Origin of the sequence: Streptomyces spectabilis, assembly GCF_008704795.1 — a bacterium.
Lineage (GTDB): Bacteria > Actinomycetota > Actinomycetes > Streptomycetales > Streptomycetaceae > Streptomyces > Streptomyces spectabilis.
Genome location: NZ_CP023690.1, coordinates 3,341,962 through 3,360,764, shown reverse-complemented (window position 1 = coordinate 3,360,764; position 18,803 = coordinate 3,341,962). Strand labels below are relative to the sequence as shown.

The window sequence follows — 18,803 nt, the reverse complement described above, 5'->3', positions numbered from 1 at the left end:
TCAGCGCCCCTTCCGGTGCCCGCGCCAGATGGAGCGGAGGATGAGCAGGCAGGCGGTCGCGCAGGTGCCGCCGATAGCGACGGCGATGGCCGCGATGGCGAACGCCAGGGCGAGGGCGCAGACGACGCAGCCGCCCACGCAGGCGAGGCCGCCGATGGTGAGCCACTTCTTGGCGTCGAACTGCTGCTGTGGCGTGTGCTGGCATCCCTGGTGCTGCGGCTGCTGGGCGGCCTTGGCGAGTTCGACGGCGGCGAGCGCCAGCTGCACGGCGGCGGTGTTGCTCTCCGCCTCGGTCACGGCGGCCTCGGCTTTAGCGAGGGGCTCGTTCACTTTGTCCACCCCTTCGGCATGTGGAGGTGCGGGCGGGCGACGGCGCCGAGCACGAAGGCGATCACGAGTGGCTGGGAGATGAGCCAGCCGAGGATGGCGGCGGTGGCGGCGGGGAGGGGCGGCCACAGGATGTAGAGCACGCCGAGGGTGATGCCGATGATGATGCGCATCATGCGTATCCGCCCTCCATCGGCTTGGCCGGGGCCTGGCCCTGCTGGCGCTTGGCTTCGCGGGAGAGTGCGGTGCGGATGTACGGTTCGGCGACGACGAGGCGCCGGTGGCGAGCGAGATGCTCGGAGATCTGGCGGGCCTTGGCGTCCGGGCCGAGGAAGGATGCAGCTTCGACGACGGCGCCCTCGACGGTGACGAGCGGCAGACCGCTGACCAGCGGCGCATCAGGTGCATCCTGTCGATACACGGTGTGCTGCTCGGGCCGCTGGTCGAGGATGACAGCGACCTGTACGGGAGTGACGTGCACACCGTGGTCGTTGCAGATCTCCACGAGTTCGGCCAGTGGCGCATCCGGGTGCGCATCACGCACGAGGCGCACCGCATCCTCGGCGCCCATCGTGGCGAGCTTCCGGCGCAGGACTTCCTCGGCTGTTTCCTGCCGGGCGGGGCCGACCTGCTTCGGGGCGGGCGCCGCGGTGAGCATGCCCGCCAAGGCCCCGTCGGCTCCCTGCCTCAGGCGCTCGCGCTGTACTGCGACGAGGCCCTCGGCCAGCTCGGGGTCGTCGCGGCCGATGTCCTGGGCGAGCTTCCAGGACTTGCGCAGCGCGGCCTCGCGCTTGTCCTCGTCGGGGTGCCGCTCGGCCACGGCCTGCTCGTAGGCCAAGCGCTGCACGGTGTCGGCGATGCGGCGGCGTGCTTCGGCGTCGATGCCGGTGGTGTAGATGACGATGCGGCGGGCAATCAGGCCGAGGCCCTCGGCGGCGCCGCTCATGGCGAGCGGGGTGGCGGCGTAGACGACGGCCTCGGTGACGGTGTCGGCGATGGAGATGCCGACACCGGAGGCGGCGACCGGGGCCAGCCACAGGCCGATGTGGACAGGGCGGGGCGTGGCCTGCCCGAGGAGGGTCAGGGCCAGCATGGTGAGCGCCAGGACGAGGGTGAGGCCCTCGCCGGCGGCGACGACGCCCATGGCGGTCGCGGCACGGTGGAACTCGGTGACGACGTTGGTGTAGGTGCCCCAGGCGCCGAAGCCGCCGACGGCGAGCATCGGGACGGCGGCGGCCGCCAGCATGCCCTTCTGGGGGCGGGTGAGTTCGCGGGTGCTCACTGGGCACCCCCGGGGAGCGGGTATCCGCGCTCGACGAGGACAGCGTTGAGGTAGTCGCGGGCCTCGTCCTCGTCGATGTGCAGAGCGAGGCGGCCAAACGCGAGAGCGACCATCTCGGCGGGAGTGGCGTCGCTGCCGGACTGCCCCTCGAGGATGTGGCGGCGGACGACTCGCTCGGCGGTGTCGAGCAGCTGGCGGTGGCGCACAGCGGCGGCGCGCCGGGCTCGTGTCTTCTTGAGCATTACCGAGGGCCTCCGTCCTCGAGCTGAGCGAGTAGGGCTTGCTGACCGCGCAGGTGAGCGGCCATCTCTTCGAGGGCGTCGGCGGCCCGCGCGACGTGCGTGTCGCACGTCATCGACCAGCTGCCCGAAACCTCCGCATGGAGCTCCGGCTGCGGCTGGGATGAGAGGGGGCTCTGCGCCGCACTCAGGGCGACATAGGCCGGGCCCATGGGGGTGTGGAACCGCGTGTGCTGGGTGGCGCCCATATGGTGGACGTCGACGCGGTACTCGCCGCCGCGGTGCTCGCCGATGCACCACCGGGGCTCGCGCAGCGTGATGCGTCCGGCGTCGCGCGTGTGCACGTTCACGGTGCCGTCGCCGTAGCGGGGGCCGGTGTCCGGCTCCTCGGCGGGAGGCGGCGGATACGCGCGGACCAGGGCGGCGGCAAGCGCATCCATCACGGCCTGCTGCTTGGGCGGGTACGCGGTCAGCTGCCCCTGGATCACATAGCGCTCAAGCTCGATGATCCCCTGCGCGGCCAGCCAGCCCTCGACCTCCCGCCGCACCTCGTCGACCGTCAGGTCCTCAGGCGCGCGGTCCGGGTCCAGCTCCGTGAAGCCGATCGACAGGGCCGCCAGCAGCTGCTCACGGTCCAAGGCGTAGGCGACACGCACGACGACGTCGGGCCTGGCGTCCTCGTCGGCGTGGGCTTCGGTGGGCCCGTAGGCAGGCAGGTGTGGGTACCTCATGCGTTCTCACCCGCCTCGACGGCGCGGAGCAGGATGCGCAGGGATTCGCGGAGGGCGCCGTAGGCCTCGGCGTAGTCGAAGCCGTCGCGGCTGCTGCTGCCGTAGGCGCCGAGCATCTGCTGCGCGACGTGGACCGCGGTGGTGAGGGTGCTGGGCGGGGTTGGGTTATCCACAGGGTGGATGGCCGTGTGGGTCACCGGGTCACCGCCTTGCGGATGATGCCGGTGACGCCCGCCGGGGTGGCGCGCACTGTGAGGGTGCGGCCCGGGGTGCGGCGGATGATGCCCGCAGCGACGAGACGCCGGGACGGTAGGGAACTTGCGGGCACGGAACGGCCCGCGACATGATCGGTCATGCCGACTCCTGGTCTAGTCAGGATGTTCGGTAGAGGGTCGGGCGGTGCGCGCGCCTCGGGTGCTCCAACACCTGAGAGCTGCTGTCCGGCCCTCGTCTATTCGGTTGTGGGGGCGTCTGTGGTGGACGCCTTCTTGCTCTCGTACTTTTTGATCGCCTTGTCGACGGCGGTCCAGCTCTTGCCGAGGTCGCGGGCGACGTCGGCGATCGTGCCGAGTTCGTCCACGCCGTCGAGCAGCGCTTGAGCGCGGCGGTCGGCGGCCTGGGAGGCGAGTTGGTTGAGCTGCTCCAACAGCTTGTCCTCGTCGCGTATCCGCTCCCGCCAGGGTTGCGGTTCCATCCCCAGTAAGGTATCCAACCCGGGGGTTTGACGCAAGGATTTCACGCTACTTCTTCCGGCTGAAAATGCTGAAGGCGCATCCAGTCCTGCGCGGTCTCGTAGGTGTAGCCGCACCACCGGCACCGGAGCCGGGTCTGCCCCGGCATGCGCTTGATGACGGCCCCGCACACGACGCCCCCGGTGTCGACCGCCACGCACGTGCCGAGCCGCTGCGGCCGCGGCGCCGGATCGCCGACGATCGAGCGGGCGTCGCGCTCCAGGTCGCTCACCTCGCGCGCCAGGTCCCCGGCGGCCACGTACTCGGCGGCGATCCAGTTGAGTTCCATCGCCAGCCACCGGCAGTCCGCGGCCAGCCCGGCGGGCGGTGGCTCCCCGTGCGAGGGCCAGCGCACCCGCTGTACGTCCACCCGCCACAGGTGCACGACGGCCGCCATGTGCCCGCTGTTCATCTCGTCGAGGACGTCCTCGTCGAGCGGGGACCGCGGGCCCGCCGCGCCCCTGGTGGCGACGATGTCACCGAAGCCGTACCGGCGCGGCACCAGACACTCGACCAGCTCGTCGTGCAGGACCGGCAGTTGGTCGAGGCTCTCGGCCAGGCCGCGGGCGCAGCCGGGGCACAGGTAGCTGTGCTCCGACGGCCGTTCGCAAAGTCCGCACGCGTTCACGGTGTCTCCTCGCCGGGGCAGCGTTGATCAAAAAGGGGGCTCATCGGAGTACCCCGCACTCTGCCCGGCCGGCTGCTGCTGGCCGTTCGCGGGCCGGGCGCTCGCCCACGGGTCAGGTGACCCATTTGGGTCAGCTGCCGGGTGCCCGCCACCGGCCGGGTTCTTGGTGACTTTCGCGGTGGCGCGGGCCAGGGACGGGCCGACGTCGTCGACGTCGAGCTCGTAGACGGTGCGCTTCACGCCTTCCCGGTCCTCGTAGGAGCGCTGCTTGAGGCGGCCCTGCACGATGACGCGCATCCCGCGGGTGAGGGACTCGGCGGCGTTCTCGGCGGCCTGCCGCCACACCGAGCAGGTGAGGAACAGGGCGTCGCCGTCTTCCCAAGCGTTCGTCGTCTTGTTGAAGCGGCGCGGGGTGGATGCGATACGGAACTTGGCGACGGCGGCGCCGGCCGGGGTGAAGCGCAGCTCGGGATCATCGACCAGATTGCCGACGACCGTGATCACTGTCTCGCCAGACATGGCGGACTCCTTCGGTGGAGAGGTGTTCCATCTGGAGCACCTGGGGTGCTGGGTGGGAGGCCGGGCCCGGTTGCGTCGGGGCAGGCCGGTGTCGTGCGGGTCAGGCGTCGTCCTCGCCCGTGCCGTTGGCCCCGTTGAGGTCTTCGACGATGGCCAGGTCGAGCGCGGCGGCGGTGTCGCCGAGTGCCAGGAATGTGGTCTCGTTGAACTTGTCGCCGAGAACGCTGGCGGCTCGGCTGAGGGCGGCAGCAGCGTAGGGGCGCCCGGCTGCGGCGAGCGCGGCGTACAGGGCTTCCTCGCGGGCGGTGGCCTCGGGCTGCTCTTCGTGGTGGCGAGCTTGGTGGTACCGGATCTCGTATGCCTCCATGGCCGCGCCGAAGGTGCGGTGGAAAGCGAGCAGGCGGTGCGGGTCGTTGTCGCCGTGGGAGGTGGTGAGGACGAACTGGGAGACGGGCTCAAGGGCCCGGGTCGTCAGGTCGATGTCGGTCACTGGTTCTCCTCGGTGCTGTTTGCGGGGGTCGGAGTGACCCCCGCAGTTCCGTTGGCCGCGCGGGCGCCGGCCTGGTTGCGGAGCTTGGCGGCGTGCCGGATGGCGAGGCCGCGCTGACGGGAGGCGTTGAGGGCGGCGCGGCGCTTCTTGGCCGCTTCGATGCGGCGGCGGGCTGCGGCTATCCGCTCGGCTATGACGTCGTCGACGTTCACGTTCGCCCGCCATGGTGCTGGGGCCGCAGGATGGGCAGCAACTGGGCGCGCAGTCGCTCGATAGCCGGTGTGACTCGCCCGTCTCCGATGGCAAGCCGTTGGGCGTCTGAAGACCGCCTCATCTGTCCCCACACCTCGCTCAGGGGGATGTTCGTGACGGCGATCAGGTAGCCGGTCTCTTCGTAGGGCCCGGGAGTGCCGGTGGCGCAGTGCGGGGACCGGTGGAGGACGTCGCCAGGTTGGTTAGTTCGGTCGCCGTGCCGGTGCCAGTTGGCGCACCAAGGGCACCAGGCGAAGACCTGCTGGGCGGTTTCGGGCTCGCCGGCCCGTCGGCCGATGAAGCCATACAGGGTCGGGGCTGCCAGGCGGGCCCGAGTGCGGCATTCCGGACAGGAGCATTCGCCGGGATGATGTTGCCCCATGATCGTCCGTCTCCCTTACACACAATTTTGATTGATGAGATTGGTGAGAATGGATCTGACCTGCTGTTTTGCGGTGACGAGAATGGTGACGAGATTGGGGATCGGGGTGACGAGAATGGTGAGAATGGGCTCCTCAATCTCGTCACCAATCTCACCAATCTCGTCAGTGACAGGTGCGCAAGAAACCGCAGGTCGGAGCCAATCTCACCAATCTCGTCATGTTCGTCAGGCTGTACGGGGGAGGTCGGCGTGGCCCGCCTTCGCCCACGCCTCGGGCAGGTACCAGTGGGCGGTCCGCTCGCGCCCGAAGCCCTGCTGCTTCGACTGAATGCTCAACTTCTTCTTGGCGCGGTCGACGGCGGAGTCGCTGTAGCCCTCCTTACGCGCGGCCTTCTTGATCGCGCGCGCCTCGTCGGATCCGCCGACGTCGGTGAGCCAGCCCTGTAGCCACTCGGCTACCTCGCTGGACAGGCTGCCCGTGTCTCCGTTCGTCTCGGCTCGCATGACGTCGCGGACCGACGTCGTCGATTCGGGGCCGAGTACGAAGCGGGAGACGTAGGTCGGGCCCTCGTCGGTGTCGACGGTCACGGACTGAATCTCGTAGGTGTGCGAGGGCAGTCCGAGGCGGCCGAGGTTGTTCTTCTCCAGGCTCATGACGAATTCGTCCACGCCGTCCTCTCCTTCCTGTTTGGCGAACGCGATGAGGCTGCGGATGAGCTGGCCGAACGCGCCGGATCCCGCGATGCGGCTGAGAGGGTCGGAGCCGCCCGCCTTGGTGAAGTGGGCCAAGCCCAGGATGGTGAAGCAGTGCCGGTCGGCGGCTGCGACCAACGGCTCCAGGGCGGCGCGGACTTCGGCAGCCCGGTAGTCGTTGATGCTGGCGTCGATCATCGAGAGCAGTGGGTCGGCGACGAGCAGACCGACGCTGTACGCCTCTGCGGCTTTGCCCATGAGGGAGATGTCCTTGGGCAGGGTGAGCCGGGCGTGTAGCTCCTCGTCGTCGCGGACGTCGACACGGAATACCAGGTCCATGTCGGCCCCGGCCGCGATGAGGCGCGGGGCGATCGTGTATGTCCACGAGTCCTCGGTGGCCGCGTAGATGACGCCACGGGGTTTCCCCCACAACTCGCCAGGCAGGGTGCCGGTGGTAATTCGGGCCGTGAGCCAGACAGAGAACTGCGACTTGCCCAAGCCTGGTCCGCCTGCAGCGATGGCCAGGGAGTTGAGCGGGATGCGGCCGTGCGAGGTGGGCGGAGCCCCTTCGGGGGTGGTGTCCCACAGCCAGCGGACCGGACGGATCCGGATGGTCGACGCTGGGGTAAGGACGAGGCGCCGAGGCGCCTCGTCCTCCTTGTCAGAGTCGACGTTGGGCTGCCAGCTCGGGGTGTCGTTCACGCAGCCACCGCCGGGTCGCTGGGGTGGGGGACGGGCGCCCACACCTGTACGAACTGGGCGTCCTTGTGTCCGGCGGCGAAGTGGTCGGCGGCGTCCTTGCCGGTGCGGGCCTGGACGACGTACACGGAACGGGCCAGGCCGCGCAGCGTTTCGACGACGACGGTGGCGTGCTCGCGCCCCTTGGCGTCGCGGTCGGCGACGATGGTGACGTCGGCGCCTTCGAGGTGCCGGGCGTGCTCGGCCGTCCACTTGCCCGAGCCGCCCGCGTTACAGGTGGCGGGCAGGCCGTGGTCGCCGAGGGCGTGGACGTCCTTCTCGCCCTCGGCGATCCAGATGACCCGGTCGGCCTCCTTCGCCTTGAGGAGTTCGGGGAGCCGGTAGGGCACGGTGCGGACGAGCCGGTTGCCCTCCTTGTCGTTGAGGCTCCAGCGTCGGCCGGTCTTCGTCTCGTGCGACGGCCGCCACTGGGCGAAGCATTTGTGGTCGCAGCGGGTGACGCCGTGGACGACGGCGCTGTTCTCGTCGCGGTACACGTACTGGGCGACCCTCTTATGGTCGCGGTCTCGGCAGGGGATCCACGTGTCGTCGGCGGGCCGGTCGCGCTGCCGCTCGAGGGGCGTGTCGAACAGGTCGGTCTCGCTCCAGCCGATGGCGGCCAGGAAGCCCGCGTTGCCGCCGCACTTGTGGCAGTGGATCACGACGCTGCCGTTGTTGCCGGGCCGGATGGCGACGGTGCCCGGGGCGTCGCCGTCGTGGCAGAGACCTCGGGTGCGAAGAGCGCCGCCCTGGTACCGCGTGGGTTCGCCCATGTCGCGCAGGAGGTCCGCGAGTCTGTTGTAGGCGATGGTGTCGTTCACGAACGTGCTCTCTTCTGCGAGCTGGAGTAGGTGGTTCGTGGGGGTGCGGGCCGGGCGCGGCGGGGGGGATGGCGTTGCCCGGCCCGCGGCTCATGCGGTGCGGCGCTTGGTGCGGGCGATCTCGTCGGCGGTGGCGGTGATGCGTTCGCACCAGTGGCGGGCCGCGCTGAGGACGGACAGCGTGCTGGGCTGCTGCTGGAGGTCGTGGCGGATGGAGTCCATGACCATCTCGTGCAGGGCCCTTTCGGCAGCGCGCTGCATGTACAGCTCGTCCTCACCGGGGGTACTCGTCAGCGAGTACCCCTTCTCGATCTTGTCGAGGTTGGCGGGCTGCTCGACCGGCCACTGGCCGGGGCGGCGATCGGTCACGATAGGCCTTCCTCGTCGTCGAGGGCGGGGCCGCGGCGGGCCCGGCGGAGCGCTTCGTCCTTCGGGAGTTGCGGTTCGAACAGGTCGTAGGCGTTGCTGCCGGTGGGCTGTCCGTCGGGGCCGATGACCGGGGACTGCTTCAGCTTGTCGCCGAAGATCTCGCGGGCGGCGTGCCGGAACGCGTCCATGGAGTTGTCCATGAACTCCTTGCCCCAGGGGCTGGAGGCGAGCAGGTCCGGGATGCGGTCGGTGGAGATCAGCCAGTCCCCGGAGTCGGACCAGCGGCGGCCGCCCGCGTCGGGCTTGGCCTGCGGGTCGTCGACGCACAGGTGCAGCTCGAGGTCGACGTGGCCCGTCAGGCATTCCCAGCCGAGGCGGCCGTCTCCGCGTTCCTCGTCGATGCGGCGCTGCTCCTGTACGGCCCAGGCGAACCGCTTCTCGGCCCACTTGCAGGCGCGGGGGTGGAACCAGCCGAGCTGTTCGCTGGCGTCGGAGAGCAGGAAGTAGGAGTCGTTGCCGGAGGCGTACTGCGCGGGAACCTTGCCGAAGCCGGCGAGGTCGATGTCGGTGCCGATGGCGGGTGTCAGGTCGACGATTCGGTTGAGCCGTTGCAGGGCGGCGACGACGCGGTCGGCCTGCTTGTCGGGCCCGTAGTCGAGAAGGTGATCGTCGTGGCGAGCGACGACCTGCTCGGCGAGCTTGCGGAACGTGGCAGTCACGTCGCCTCCTGGCGGTGGATGGGCCAGCCGGGGCCGGGCTGAGGTTCGGGGCGTGAGGCGAGGGCGGCGGGGGTGTGGGCGGGGCAGCGCGGGCCGGTGAGGTACTGGCGGACGCCGTCACCCTCGCGGCAGTGGCGGTGCTCCGTGCCGATCCAGTGGGTGCAGTCGGGGCGGGGTTTGTCGTCGTTCACGCCGCCCTCCGTTCGGTGGGCTGGTGGAACGCGGTGCGGATGATCGCGCGCTGTGCGTCGGTGAGGGGCGGGGCGGCGTCGACGATGCGCGTGCTGCGCTGCCAGTACGCGGTGTTGCGCGCGGGGTCCTCGAAGCGGACCGGGCGAGCCGACGGGGCGCTCATGCGCGGCCCTCGTTGACGGCCCGGATGTGCCGGTCCATGGCTTCCTGGTCGAGGCGGGTGATCTCGGGGTCTCCCTCGAAGTCGCCCTTGGCGATCTCGTCGGCGAGGTCGAGCAAGGCCTCGTACCGGTCGGCGAACTCCCTCATGGCCGCCAGCGCCTCGCGGCCCTGCACCGGGAGCATCTCTGTCACGGCGGCGCCGTAGGCCAGCCACACGTTGGTCGTGCGTCCGTATGCCTGCGGCTTGTCGTCGAGCACGACGATCTCGGCGGAGAGCCACGGCAGATCGGCGTGTTCCGACTCGCAGTCGATGTCCCGCAGTGCGGTCTCGATCGGGGTAGTGCGGTGCGCGGCGAGCCCGGTGTCGAGGGTGAGCGTGCGCTGTGCTGCGGTGAGCGGACTGTCCTCGTTGAGGAAGTTGGTCACGCTCATGACGCGCTCGGGAATCTGGGTGTTGTCGCTCACGCCTGCGCCTCCTTCTGCGGCTGGTGCTCGGCGCGGGCGGTGACGAGTTCGGCGTGCCGGATGCGGAGGGCGGCGACTCGCTGCTCGAACAGGCCGATGAGGGCCTGGAGTCCGTCGGGGTCGAGGGCGCCGGTGAAGTGGTCCTGGACGATCTCGACGATGGCGTGCGGGGCGCGGCGGGCCGGGTCGGGGTCGAAGTGGTCGACCTCGATGAGGGCGCTCATCACGTAGACGTCTTCTGCGTCGTGTCCGCAGGCGACAGGCAGTGCGGCGGTGTTGGCCCGGTCGTAGGAGATGCAGGAGATCTCTGACGGCAGGCAGGGGTGCGCGATGTCCGAGGCGTGGCTGATGTTGCACCAGGGCGTGCAGGTGATGGTGCGGGTCTGGCCGGTGTCGACGTCGGTGAATTCCCAGGTGCGAGGCCTGGTGTTGTCCATGACGGTCATGACCGCACCGCCTGTCGGGCGTGGGTGAGGGCGAGGCGGGCCATGCGGTCGATCTCGGCGCGGGCCTGGTGGGCGAGGGCGAGGAACTCGTCGGGGGTGACTTCGTGGATGTCGCCTTCGTTGGCGTCGGTGCTGGCGAGGAGCATGGGGCGGCCGGTGTCGAGGTCGATCATGATCTCGACGGCGAGGGTGATGCGGATGCTCTGCTCGGGCAGGGTCGACGGCGCCGTTGCCGTCTCGGATACTGTGCTCATGAGCGTGTTCCGTTCTCTTACTTTGCGGTAGGTGCGGATTGCTCGATTGGCGCCCCGGGCTCGACTCCCGGGGCGTCGTCGTTTTCTTCGGTGCCTGTTGCCGACTCGACCTCGGCGGCGGACTCCTTGATTCCGAGGAAGTTCAGGAGGTCGCTTCTGCGGACCTTGAGGCAGCGGCCGACGCGGATCACCGGGACGGGGGTTTGGTTGCTGGAGATCAGCGAGTACCAGGTGGTGCGGGAGATGCCGCCGCAGGCGCCTGCGCCGTCCGGCCAGGCGTTGGGCATGGCGGGGAGGGCGAGGACTTCGTCGACCGTTAGGGCCCGGGTCATGCCGCGCCCTCCTCGCTCTGGTCGTCGGCACCCTGGTCGATGAGGTCGTCGATGCTGAGCCCGTAGGCGGCGGCGAGGATAAGCAGCGTTTCGGTCGCTGGCCTCGCCACACCGCGGCGCAACCGCGAGAGCGTGGACTCCGCGATACCTGTCCGCTTCGAAATGGCGTAGCAGCTCCGGTCGCCGCGCGCTGAAGCGGCTTTGAGGAGCGAGTCGCTTCGTAGCTGGTAGCTGGACATGAACTCTCCTTGCTCGGCAGGTAGTGCCTGCCGATGCAGGAAACATACGCCCCATACTGCCTCTACTGCAAGTATCTGGCTGTTGCGGCAGCAACGGGGGGCTTGCTGCCGGGGTAGGCGGATACTTACTTGCGCGCTAGCATGTAAGGCATGCCTGACCATGACGAACGGACGGAGCAGTTCGCTGCATATGTCCGCGAAGCCGCTCGCCGAGCTGGCTACGACATCGATTCGCCTCGCGGGGGAGGTAAGACCGCCCTCGCCCGCGACACCGGCATGTCCCCGTCATCGGTGGGGCGCATGCTGGCAGGCAAGGCCGTGCCGGATCCGGCATATCTGGAGCCTCTCGCGAGGGCTGTGAGAGTGCCGCTGCCTGAGCTGCTAGTGCTGTCCGGCTTGATCTCGCGCGACGCTTTCGCGGCGGAAGAGCAACCCCCTCGCGCGGTGTCGCCGCGGGAGGCAGCCGCCGACTTGGGGATCAAGGACCCTGCGAAGGTTGAGCTGTTCGAGACGATGGTGCGAGCGCTTCTGACCGATCAGAACATTGCTTCAGGGGGACGTGCCGACGAAGGCGAGGTCGCGTGAGCATAGGACGTCATAGAGGCCGCGCGTCCTGGGGGCTCTTCCCTCCAACAGGTAGGAGTTGGGCGCAGCTTCCTGCAGACCTTGCCATCATTTCGGTTCGTTGCTTCCTCGCCGGTGTTTTCGCTGTAGCGTGCGCTGTCCTGGCCTTGTCGACCGGAAGCACCCACGCGTTCTGGAGTGCTGTGTCTACAGGGGTGGCGCTCTTCATCGTGGGGTGCGGACTGCTGAGCTACGGCGATACGGCTCTTCCGCATATCAAAGCGAAGCAGGCTGACGAGTGGATGCACGTGGTGCACGCGCACCGGATCGCACGTCTCATGAAGCGCGAAGAGGTGTTGATCGAAGGTATCGCCGAACTCAGTGAGCGGTTCGAACGGGAGAAGAAGGCGCTGCGAGAAATCCGAGAGGAGCGCATGGCCGAGGAGAGGATGATGGGGTTCCTGGAGGGGATCCAGAAGTACCCCACACTTCACGCGCACCACTCCAACCCTCGTAACCGGCTACGTGTGGTGCCAGGCCCGGACGATAGTTCTGCTGAACCCGAGAAGGCAGGGTAGAGGGCCGATTCGAGGCAGTCGCAGCACTTCATTACTGGGGAGGCTAAGAACATGCCCGGTACGCGCCGTGCTGGCGGTATCAGTAAGCGGTGTGAATGCCGCGGCCCGGACGGTAAACGGCTCGGCGTGGCCTGCCCGCAGCTGACCAAGCGGTCCCATGGACGGCCCCGGGTGTCCCAGGAACTCCCGCCGGACGCCGACGGGAACCGCAGACGGTTCCAACGCACCGGCTACGCCGAACTCAAGGACGCGCAGAAGGATCTCGACCGCATCCGCGCGATCCTCGACCTGCCCGGCGACGACGAGGACGGGCAGCGCCGCGTCGGCGACCTCCTCGCCGAACTGCAGACCACCCGCGGTGACATACCCGAGCCCGCCGCGGTGTCCCGCAAGCTCGGCGTCGGCGTACCCCTCGACGGCAAGACGACCGTGGGGGAGTGGCTGGAGACGTGGGTGGCGTCGAAGAAGACGAAGACGACCACCACGAACGGCTACCGTTCCCACATTCGTGTGCACCTCAAGCCTGGTGTCGGGCACTACCGTCTCGACCGCTTCAACGTTGGCCACGCGCAGGAGTTCTTCGACGCGATCGACGAACGCAACGAGGTCGTCGCGGCGGAGAACCAGGCCCGGCGTGAGCAGGAGGCCCGCTGTAAGTGGGGGAAGAACTCCCGCCCGCCGGCCGCGGAGTCGGCGCGCCTGGCGGTGGAGCGGGAGAAGCTGGCGGCGATGCCCCCATACCGGGAGATCACGGGACCGGCGACGAAGCAGCGGATCCGATCGACGCTCCGCACCGCGCTGAACGCGGCGATCAAGCGGCAGCTCATCACCTTCAACCCGGCCTCCCACGTCGAGCTCGCTTCGGGCAAGCGCCCGAAGGCAGTGCTGTGGACCGACCGGCACGTTGAGCACTGGCGCAGGACGGGCGAGAAGCCGTCGCCGGTCATGGTGTGGACGCCTGCCCAGATCGGCGCGTTCCTCGATGAGGCGGAGTCGTCGCGCCTGTATGCGCTCTTCCACCTGATCGCCTTCCGGGGGCTGCGCCGTGGCGAGGGGGTCGGGCAGGACGAGGCGAACGTCGACCTCGACGGGCAAGAGATCACGATCGCCAAGGAGATCGTGGTCGACGGGTGGGTGCCGTTCGAGGACGAGCCGAAGACGGATGGCTCGGCCGGGACGATCGGGCTCGACTCGCTGAACGTGGCCGTGATCCGTGAGCACCGCGTCCGCAAGGCGGCGGAGAGGGCGGCGTGGAATGAGAAGGCGGCGAGGGAGCGGTCTGAGGGCAAGGACACGCCGGACTGGGCGGAGACGGGAAAGGAGTTCGTTGACGTCGACGGGGCGTGGCTGCATCCGGAGAAGGTGTCGGATGAGTTCCGGCGTATCTCCGAGCGGGCGGACCTGCCTCCGATCAATCTCCGGGATCTCCGGCACTGCGCGGCGACGCTCATCCATGCCGGCGGAGGGGACCTTCACGCGATCAAGGAGACGCTGCGGCACTCCACCATCAAGCTCGCGTCCGACACGTACACCTCCTTGCTGAAGGAGGTCGACCTGGAGATCGCCGAGAAGGCGGCGGCGCTGGTGCCCCGAGCCCGGCGGGCGCAAGCGGAGGCTGCCCCTGCGGAGACGTGAGCGGTATCCTGGACGTGGTGTTGAAAGGGCTCCTGACCTGCGGGTCGGGAGCCCTTCTTGCTCAGCCGGTGCTCAACCGAACGCCCCGGAACGGGGCGATATGAAGCGGCATAGGACGGCATGGCAAGGGGTGGGCGCTGGTACCCACCCTTGCGATGACCAGCACTTATCGGAGTTGCCCGACACGGGGAGGCATCGCCCGGCACTAGACGTATCAAGGCACTCGGAGACTCATAATCCGTCGGCCGTGGGTTCGAGTCCCACCCGCCCCACTGCGCGCTCTGCGCGCAAAATCGTTCTGACCTGCGCAAACGCTGATCAGAGGGATGTTCTGTGTGAGGCGGTTGCCTCCACTCGGTGAGGCAACCGCGCGCCCTTGTGGCCACGGCGGGCCTTCAGCCTCCTCCTGGCCTGGGGCGTTAGGGATGGCGCCTGCGGGACCCGTGGTTGACGGTCCCACGGCTCCTCCGGCTGACTTCACTCGCACGGAATGTCCGCGCCTTCGGTCGTTCCAGGAGGCGTCCGGGATGTACGCGCCTGACTGCTGGCCATCTATCTGGTCATGGCCGCGTGCGCCGGCAGGGGCTCACTGACTGAGCGCTCGTCGCTGGCCCTGGCTGGCAGACCGCCTCCCCTGATGAGTCGGCCGAGCGAGTCGTCACTGGCGCCTTCGACCGGGCTGACGCCGGCGCCCCGGGTCGTCACATGGCCGCGCTCGTAGCTGGGGTGCGCCACCAACTCGACCCGTTCTAGTGGGAAGCCATCCGCCGCCGGGGCCCACACGCGCGGGGGTCATAGGCTGCGACCTGTGGCTCTATGTTGTCGGCAGGGGCTTTCCCCTTACTTCTTGAGATACCTGCATTCCATCTAAATACGCATAAACCGCATCCATGCGCCACCAACCCTCCCTGCTCACAACGTGTCGGAGGCGGACTCGCCCTGGGGTCACGTGTGTGGAGACGCGTCGGCGTGAGCCTTGGTTGGGCGTCATCGGTCGGGCTGGGCGTGCCCCGTATCGCGGATGGTTCCCCCTCGGGGACGTTTTCGTCGCCATCACGCCATATTGGGCGCTGCCGCGTGAAGCAGGCCACGACGTTCCTGTCGGGCGGCGACTCTTCGTAGTCGCAAGTGGGCTGAGTTCAGCAGCTGTTGCGGTTGAGTCTTGGAGCGCGGCTAGGTGTTCGACCGAGGGGGACTTGGCGGGATCGAATCGGGTGGACATGTCCGGCTCCCTGGCAAAGTCGCAGGTGAGATGCGTCACCGATTTAGTTTCGAGTCCGACCCGCCCCACTGCGTGGCGCAGGTGCAGAAACGTGACACCTGGCCTGGCGGCGGGCGATCGCACGGTGGCCCCGGTGGACTCGGTCCGGTGGGGCCGTCGTCGCATGTGGCGGCCTGACCGCATCCTGATGGGGACATTCCCGCCTGGGGGCGTCGCTCACGGCTCCCCTTGCCGCGCCTGCCGATGCTGGGCGAGGACGTCGGCAACCGCCGATACGGCCTCGGGGGCGGTCCGGGCGAGGACCGGTAAGGCCTCGTACCAGCCGCTGGTGCTGAGGACATCGCGGAGCACGTCCCTCACCGTGGTGTCGTCGCCCGCGTGGCCCGGCACCGCTTGGCGCGCGAGAACGCGCAGCAACGAGATTGCCCAGGCGTCGCCGGTCGTGGCGGCCACGTCTAGGTGGGCTGGGACGCCCGCCAAGTGCGCGGCCACCGTGGTCAGAGCCGTGGCCCGCTCCACCGGATCCGTCAGGCGCGCCGCCGCGCGTAGCGCGCGGTCCGGGGCGCCGAGCACGGTGTGGAGCAGCGCGAGGCCTGTGCTGAGCAGCGGCTCCGTGGCGCCGCGTGCGCGTGCCTCATCCTCCAGCGCGACGAGGTCGGCTTCCGCCCGCTTTCCGGCGGCGATCCGGAGTACGGCGTGAGCGAGCCGCGTGCAGTAGCCGCTCTTCAGGCCGGGGCGTTCGACGCCGGGGACGATGGCCTCCGGGGCGAGGCCCACCTCGACGGCCAGGGCCACACGCCGGTCGTGGCGTCGCGCCCGGCCGGAGCGCCTGCCCGCGTCCGGCGCGGACCACCGCGCCGCCTGCTGGGCCTGACCGGCGTGGGCGAAGGCCTGGGCGACCAGTCCCCGTACGAGGGGCGCCCTCGGGTCCGTGAAGTCCACGTCCCCTACAACGTCCTCCGCCTCTTCCGCGTACCGCAACGCCTGACCGGAACGTCCCGCGTCGGCGTGCGCCAGGGACGCCGACGTCAGGATCCGAACGGGAAGGGAGAGACAGGGGTCCGAGGCTCGGGCCAGGAGCGTGTGGGCCTCAGTGAGCCAGGGGGTGCCGTGGTGCGCGAGCGCCCCGGCGAGGAGCGGCAGCCAGGGAATTGGGTTCGCGCCGGCGGCTGTGCCTCCGGCCTGTCGCGTGGCCTGGGCCAGGACGAGCCGCGCGCGGGGGCCGTCGCCGATGTCCGCCAGATGCCGCATCCTCGCCAGCAACTCGTTCGGTTCGTCGGGCTCGTCGGCGAGCGTCATGCGTGCCCTGGCCGTGGCCTCTGGAGGAGCTCCGTCCAGCAAGGCCCGTGCCCGGTCTGGCTTGCCATCGACGTCGAGCAGAGCCCGGACCAGCCGGGCCAGCGTCTCGCGAGCCCTGTCTCCCGCCGGGGCGTTCAGGAGGCCGTCCATCCTGCGGAGCGCGGCGTCGACCAGGGCGCGGGCGTCGTCCGGCCGGGTCTTCGCGAGTACGGAGGCGGCCTGGGCGGGACAGTCGACGGCGGCCAGCCCCGCCGACGTCACGTCCAGCCAGCGGCCGAACTCCGCCATCCTGTGGTGGACCGGGTCGGTCCGCCCGGGGTCGGCGGCGGCTACGGCGGCCCACATCTCCACCGCGACGGCGCTGCCTTCGTCCGCCTCGTAGGCCAAGTGGTCCGCCTCGTCGCACAGTTCGTCGAGGAGCCGGGTAGCGAAGGCGGGGTGGGAGTCGAGCAGTCGGCCAGCGGCGTCGGACGTGGACGCGAAGTTCCCGGGACTACAGACGTCGATCGTGTCGAGGAGTCGGATCGCCTCGTCCGGTGCCCCCGCCGAGGCGAGCACGACGGTGACCTGGGCCACGATTCCTTCCGTGTCGGGTTCCTCGGCCGGGGCCAAGAGCGCGTCCTGGTACCGGGCCCGTTGCGCCCAGTTGGCGGCTTCCCGGGCGATGTCCGTCGCCCCCGGACGTGCCGTCTCCACGAGGGCCTGCGTCACCGCGATGAGCCGGGTCGCTTTGGATGCGGGGTCCCGGGGGGACAGGGCGAGGGACCGTGCCCACGCGGTGTCCCCGGCCCGGGCCAAGGCTCGGAGGACGTCACGGGGTACCGGACGGCGCTCCCGTTCCAGGAAGAATCGGGAGGCGGCCGCTGAGGCCAAGGCGTCCAGCCCCTGGCTCATGCGCGTGACGTGGTCGAGCGAGGCCAGTGCGAGGTCAGTGCGCGCGTGGTCGGCCAGGCGCAGCAGGCGGCGGTGGTCGAGTGCGAAGGTGGTGAAGCGGGCGGTGTCGCCGGTGCCGCGGAGGAGTTCCGGGTAGCCGTTGAGCAGGTAAAGGGGGGTTGTTGGCGGCCACTGTTTGTTGCGGTAGTCGTCGGCCCAGTGGTGCAGCCGTTGGGTGAGATCGGTAGTGGTACGCCCTTCCAGGAGCTGGGTGGCTGTGCGGTACAGCTCCTCGTGCGCGAGGACGTACGTGTCCGGTTCCAGATCTTCCGGTGCCACTCCTCGACCTGCCACGTTGCGCAGCATGCGCTCCAAGTCGACCGGGGCTGGCGGCTTGGCGCGCTCACCTAGCTCCATCAGTTCGATCAGGCTCCGGTAGCTCAATCCGCCGCGGGCTAGGGCGAGAAGGCCGATGACCTCCCTGCCGTCAGGGCATTCGAGCAGGGCTCTGAGGTCCTCGGAGGCGGCGCCGCGCAAGCTGTGACCGATGGGGGAAGGGCGGAATCCAGGGATGATCGCTGCGCTCTGTAGCGGGTGGTCCCCGTCCAGGTTCGCGGGCAAGGGCGGGTGCCAGCGACTGCTGACCAGCACCCGTAGCCCCGGGGGCGGCCTTTTGGGCAGCAGGGAGGCGATGCTCTGCTGGCCGGGCTGGGCTGCGGCGTCTTCGTCGAGCCCGTCGACGACCAGAAGCAGGCTCCGGCCACGTTCGGAACTCGTCTGCACAGCCTGTTCGTACAGCGCGAACAGGCTGGCCTCGTCGCCCGGAACCGATCTTTTGTTGCCGACGAGCAGGTCGAGTTGGGCCACCATCGTCTGGAGGAACTTCTGCGCTTCGTTCGTGCTGGAACTCCACTGGACGAAGTAGCTGATGACATCCACTTCGGATGGCACGTGTCCTGTGACGAAGGCGGCGAGCAACGCGGTCTTGCCTGCCCAAGGGGGCCCGTACAGAGCGGAGTAGCTCGGCCCTCTCCGGCTCAACTCGGCCAGCGCATCGAGTTCCGCGTCCCTTCCGATGAGGTCGCGAGCGACGCGCTGGGGGGCGGTGTGAGGGTAGCGGAAGGGACGTACGGCAGGGGGTCCGGAGCGGGGCGGGCGTTTGCCCTGGTTGCGGACGCCTTCGTCCTGAGCCTTCTTGATCGCCCTGCGCCAGACGCCCGGAGGTAGCGGCTTGTCGGGTGACTTGCTCTCCAAATAGGCCACTACAGCGAGGTACTTCGTAACCAGTTCGCCGTCCGGCGGATAGCGGCCCGTCATCCATGCACCGACCGCCGACCGAGAGATCCCGAACCGCTCGGCGAGCATCACGTACGTGACGTTGCGATGATCCGTACGGACTGCCTGGTACAGCTCCTTCAGTTGTGTCCCGAGCTTCTTGGTCGCCTCCCTGGACACCGTGTCGCCCCCTTGCCCGGACATCCCGGAAAGTCTTCCGGGCTTCTGTGACCAGCGTAAACGCGGCTCTCCTGGCTTACTCAACATCGCCGGAACTCCCTAGAAGAGCGAGTGTCACAGCTACCGCCCCGGCACCAAGGTCCGCTGGGCGGCTCTATCGGGAGGA

27 protein-coding genes are annotated in these 18,803 nt (G+C 69.2%); 3 read left to right on the top strand and 24 right to left on the bottom strand.

Annotated elements, in window-relative coordinates:
• The 23 genes from CP982_RS14495 to CP982_RS41685 form a co-directional block, all read right to left on the bottom strand.
• A complete protein-coding gene (locus tag CP982_RS14495) occupies positions 1 to 330 on the bottom strand; it encodes a hypothetical protein (RefSeq protein WP_150510920.1) in 330 nt (109 codons plus the stop codon).
• Positions 327 to 503, bottom strand: coding sequence for a hypothetical protein (locus CP982_RS41705; RefSeq protein WP_170316421.1), 177 nt, complete (start codon positions 501 to 503; stop codon positions 327 to 329). Before CP982_RS41705 ends, CP982_RS14495 begins: the two co-directional genes overlap by 4 nt.
• The gene (locus CP982_RS14490) at positions 500 to 1,609 is read right to left on the bottom strand and encodes a hypothetical protein (protein WP_150510919.1); all 1,110 of its coding nucleotides are present in this window, start codon (positions 1,607 to 1,609) and stop codon (positions 500 to 502) included. The genes CP982_RS41705 and CP982_RS14490 overlap by 4 nt, the downstream gene beginning before the upstream one ends.
• Positions 1,606 to 1,851, bottom strand: coding sequence for a hypothetical protein (locus tag CP982_RS14485; protein WP_150510918.1), 246 nt, complete (start codon positions 1,849 to 1,851; stop codon positions 1,606 to 1,608). The genes CP982_RS14490 and CP982_RS14485 overlap by 4 nt, the downstream gene beginning before the upstream one ends.
• Positions 1,851 to 2,579: a DUF6907 domain-containing protein gene (locus tag CP982_RS14480; RefSeq protein WP_150510917.1), complete on the bottom strand. Its 729-nt coding sequence runs from the start codon at positions 2,577 to 2,579 to the stop codon at positions 1,851 to 1,853. The genes CP982_RS14485 and CP982_RS14480 overlap by 1 nt, the downstream gene beginning before the upstream one ends.
• Positions 2,576 to 2,752, bottom strand: coding sequence for a hypothetical protein (locus CP982_RS41700; RefSeq protein WP_170316420.1), 177 nt, complete (start codon positions 2,750 to 2,752; stop codon positions 2,576 to 2,578). Before CP982_RS41700 ends, CP982_RS14480 begins: the two co-directional genes overlap by 4 nt.
• 20 nt (positions 2,753 to 2,772) lie before the next feature.
• A complete protein-coding gene (locus CP982_RS41695) occupies positions 2,773 to 2,934 on the bottom strand; it encodes a hypothetical protein (RefSeq protein WP_170316419.1) in 162 nt (53 codons plus the stop codon).
• A gap of 96 nt (positions 2,935 to 3,030) precedes the next feature.
• A complete protein-coding gene (locus tag CP982_RS14475; RefSeq protein WP_150510916.1) occupies positions 3,031 to 3,273 on the bottom strand; it encodes a hypothetical protein in 243 nt (80 codons plus the stop codon).
• Positions 3,274 to 3,314: 41 nt separating this feature from the next.
• A complete protein-coding gene (locus CP982_RS14470) occupies positions 3,315 to 3,938 on the bottom strand; it encodes a hypothetical protein (RefSeq protein WP_150510915.1) in 624 nt (207 codons plus the stop codon).
• 27 nt (positions 3,939 to 3,965) lie between these two features.
• A complete protein-coding gene (locus CP982_RS14465) occupies positions 3,966 to 4,457 on the bottom strand; it encodes a single-stranded DNA-binding protein (RefSeq protein WP_150510914.1) in 492 nt (163 codons plus the stop codon).
• Positions 4,458 to 4,557: 100 nt separating this feature from the next.
• Positions 4,558 to 4,947, bottom strand: coding sequence for a hypothetical protein (locus CP982_RS14460; protein ID WP_150510913.1), 390 nt, complete (start codon positions 4,945 to 4,947; stop codon positions 4,558 to 4,560).
• Positions 4,944 to 5,159: a hypothetical protein gene (locus CP982_RS14455; RefSeq protein ID WP_150510912.1), complete on the bottom strand. Its 216-nt coding sequence runs from the start codon at positions 5,157 to 5,159 to the stop codon at positions 4,944 to 4,946. Before CP982_RS14455 ends, CP982_RS14460 begins: the two co-directional genes overlap by 4 nt.
• Before the next feature lie 647 nt (positions 5,160 to 5,806).
• On the bottom strand, positions 5,807 to 6,976 hold the full coding sequence (locus CP982_RS14450; protein ID WP_170316418.1) for an AAA family ATPase: 1,170 nt from the start codon (positions 6,974 to 6,976) through the stop codon (positions 5,807 to 5,809).
• On the bottom strand, positions 6,973 to 7,833 hold the full coding sequence (locus CP982_RS14445; protein ID WP_150510910.1) for a hypothetical protein: 861 nt from the start codon (positions 7,831 to 7,833) through the stop codon (positions 6,973 to 6,975). The genes CP982_RS14450 and CP982_RS14445 overlap by 4 nt, the downstream gene beginning before the upstream one ends.
• A gap of 90 nt (positions 7,834 to 7,923) precedes the next feature.
• Positions 7,924 to 8,202, bottom strand: a complete 279-nt coding sequence (locus CP982_RS14440) for a hypothetical protein (RefSeq protein WP_150510909.1) — start codon at positions 8,200 to 8,202, stop codon at positions 7,924 to 7,926.
• Complete coding sequence (locus CP982_RS14435) at positions 8,199 to 8,921, bottom strand: hypothetical protein (RefSeq protein ID WP_150510908.1); 723 nt, start codon at positions 8,919 to 8,921, stop codon at positions 8,199 to 8,201. Before CP982_RS14435 ends, CP982_RS14440 begins: the two co-directional genes overlap by 4 nt.
• On the bottom strand, positions 8,918 to 9,112 hold the full coding sequence (locus CP982_RS14430) for a hypothetical protein (protein WP_150510907.1): 195 nt from the start codon (positions 9,110 to 9,112) through the stop codon (positions 8,918 to 8,920). Before CP982_RS14430 ends, CP982_RS14435 begins: the two co-directional genes overlap by 4 nt.
• Positions 9,109 to 9,276: a hypothetical protein gene (locus tag CP982_RS41690; RefSeq protein WP_170316417.1), complete on the bottom strand. Its 168-nt coding sequence runs from the start codon at positions 9,274 to 9,276 to the stop codon at positions 9,109 to 9,111. Before CP982_RS41690 ends, CP982_RS14430 begins: the two co-directional genes overlap by 4 nt.
• On the bottom strand, positions 9,273 to 9,740 hold the full coding sequence (locus CP982_RS14425) for a hypothetical protein (protein WP_150510906.1): 468 nt from the start codon (positions 9,738 to 9,740) through the stop codon (positions 9,273 to 9,275). Before CP982_RS14425 ends, CP982_RS41690 begins: the two co-directional genes overlap by 4 nt.
• Positions 9,737 to 10,186 carry a DUF6907 domain-containing protein gene (locus CP982_RS14420; RefSeq protein WP_150510905.1) on the bottom strand — a complete coding sequence of 150 codons (450 nt, stop codon included), beginning with the start codon at positions 10,184 to 10,186 and terminating at the stop codon, positions 9,737 to 9,739. The genes CP982_RS14425 and CP982_RS14420 overlap by 4 nt, the downstream gene beginning before the upstream one ends.
• Positions 10,183 to 10,440, bottom strand: coding sequence for a hypothetical protein (locus CP982_RS14415; protein WP_150510904.1), 258 nt, complete (start codon positions 10,438 to 10,440; stop codon positions 10,183 to 10,185). The genes CP982_RS14420 and CP982_RS14415 overlap by 4 nt, the downstream gene beginning before the upstream one ends.
• Positions 10,441 to 10,457: 17 nt before the next feature.
• On the bottom strand, positions 10,458 to 10,772 hold the full coding sequence (locus CP982_RS14410; RefSeq protein WP_150510903.1) for a helix-turn-helix domain-containing protein: 315 nt from the start codon (positions 10,770 to 10,772) through the stop codon (positions 10,458 to 10,460).
• Positions 10,769 to 11,011, bottom strand: a complete 243-nt coding sequence (locus tag CP982_RS41685; protein WP_170316416.1) for a helix-turn-helix domain-containing protein — start codon at positions 11,009 to 11,011, stop codon at positions 10,769 to 10,771. Before CP982_RS41685 ends, CP982_RS14410 begins: the two co-directional genes overlap by 4 nt.
• Positions 11,012 to 11,161: 150 nt before the next feature.
• Here CP982_RS41685 and CP982_RS14400 point away from each other — a divergent pair, with 150 nt between their 5' ends.
• The 3 genes from CP982_RS14400 to CP982_RS14390 all read left to right on the top strand — a co-directional run bounded on the left by CP982_RS14400 (position 11,162) and on the right by CP982_RS14390 (position 13,788).
• On the top strand, positions 11,162 to 11,596 hold the full coding sequence (locus CP982_RS14400; protein WP_150510901.1) for a helix-turn-helix domain-containing protein: 435 nt from the start codon (positions 11,162 to 11,164) through the stop codon (positions 11,594 to 11,596).
• Between the two features lie 194 nt (positions 11,597 to 11,790).
• Entirely contained in the window at positions 11,791 to 12,153 is a 363-nt protein-coding gene (locus tag CP982_RS14395) for a hypothetical protein (protein WP_150510900.1), read from the top strand.
• Between the two features lie 51 nt (positions 12,154 to 12,204).
• Positions 12,205 to 13,788, top strand: a complete 1,584-nt coding sequence (locus CP982_RS14390; protein ID WP_150510899.1) for a site-specific integrase — start codon at positions 12,205 to 12,207, stop codon at positions 13,786 to 13,788.
• Between the two features lie 1,438 nt (positions 13,789 to 15,226).
• Here CP982_RS14390 and CP982_RS14385 read toward each other — a convergent pair.
• Entirely contained in the window at positions 15,227 to 18,661 is a 3,435-nt protein-coding gene (locus tag CP982_RS14385) for a P-loop domain-containing protein (protein WP_150510898.1), read from the bottom strand.
• Positions 18,662 to 18,803: the final 142 nt, after the last annotated feature.

Bases quoted from the DNA above. Each gene is read 5' to 3' on its own strand.
- CP982_RS14385 (WP_150510898.1), bottom strand. From the start codon at position 18,661: ATGTCCGGGCAAGGGGGCGACACGGTGTCCAGGGAGGCGACCAAGAAG.
- CP982_RS41695 (WP_170316419.1), bottom strand. From the start codon at position 2,934: ATGACCGATCATGTCGCGGGCCGTTCCGTGCCCGCAAGTTCCCTACCG.
- CP982_RS14475 (WP_150510916.1), bottom strand. From the start codon at position 3,273: ATGGAACCGCAACCCTGGCGGGAGCGGATACGCGACGAGGACAAGCTG.
- CP982_RS14480 (WP_150510917.1), bottom strand. From the start codon at position 2,579: ATGAGGTACCCACACCTGCCTGCCTACGGGCCCACCGAAGCCCACGCC.
- CP982_RS41685 (WP_170316416.1), bottom strand. From the start codon at position 11,011: ATGTCCAGCTACCAGCTACGAAGCGACTCGCTCCTCAAAGCCGCTTCA.
- CP982_RS14415 (WP_150510904.1), bottom strand. From the start codon at position 10,440: ATGAGCACAGTATCCGAGACGGCAACGGCGCCGTCGACCCTGCCCGAG.
- CP982_RS41690 (WP_170316417.1), bottom strand. From the start codon at position 9,276: ATGAGCGCCCCGTCGGCTCGCCCGGTCCGCTTCGAGGACCCCGCGCGC.
- CP982_RS14400 (WP_150510901.1), top strand. From the start codon at position 11,162: ATGCCTGACCATGACGAACGGACGGAGCAGTTCGCTGCATATGTCCGC.
- CP982_RS14420 (WP_150510905.1), bottom strand. From the start codon at position 10,186: ATGACCGTCATGGACAACACCAGGCCTCGCACCTGGGAATTCACCGAC.
- CP982_RS14465 (WP_150510914.1), bottom strand. From the start codon at position 4,457: ATGTCTGGCGAGACAGTGATCACGGTCGTCGGCAATCTGGTCGATGAT.
- CP982_RS14485 (WP_150510918.1), bottom strand. From the start codon at position 1,851: ATGCTCAAGAAGACACGAGCCCGGCGCGCCGCCGCTGTGCGCCACCGC.
- CP982_RS41705 (WP_170316421.1), bottom strand. From the start codon at position 503: ATGATGCGCATCATCATCGGCATCACCCTCGGCGTGCTCTACATCCTG.
- CP982_RS14390 (WP_150510899.1), top strand. From the start codon at position 12,205: ATGCCCGGTACGCGCCGTGCTGGCGGTATCAGTAAGCGGTGTGAATGC.
- CP982_RS14410 (WP_150510903.1), bottom strand. From the start codon at position 10,772: ATGACCCGGGCCCTAACGGTCGACGAAGTCCTCGCCCTCCCCGCCATG.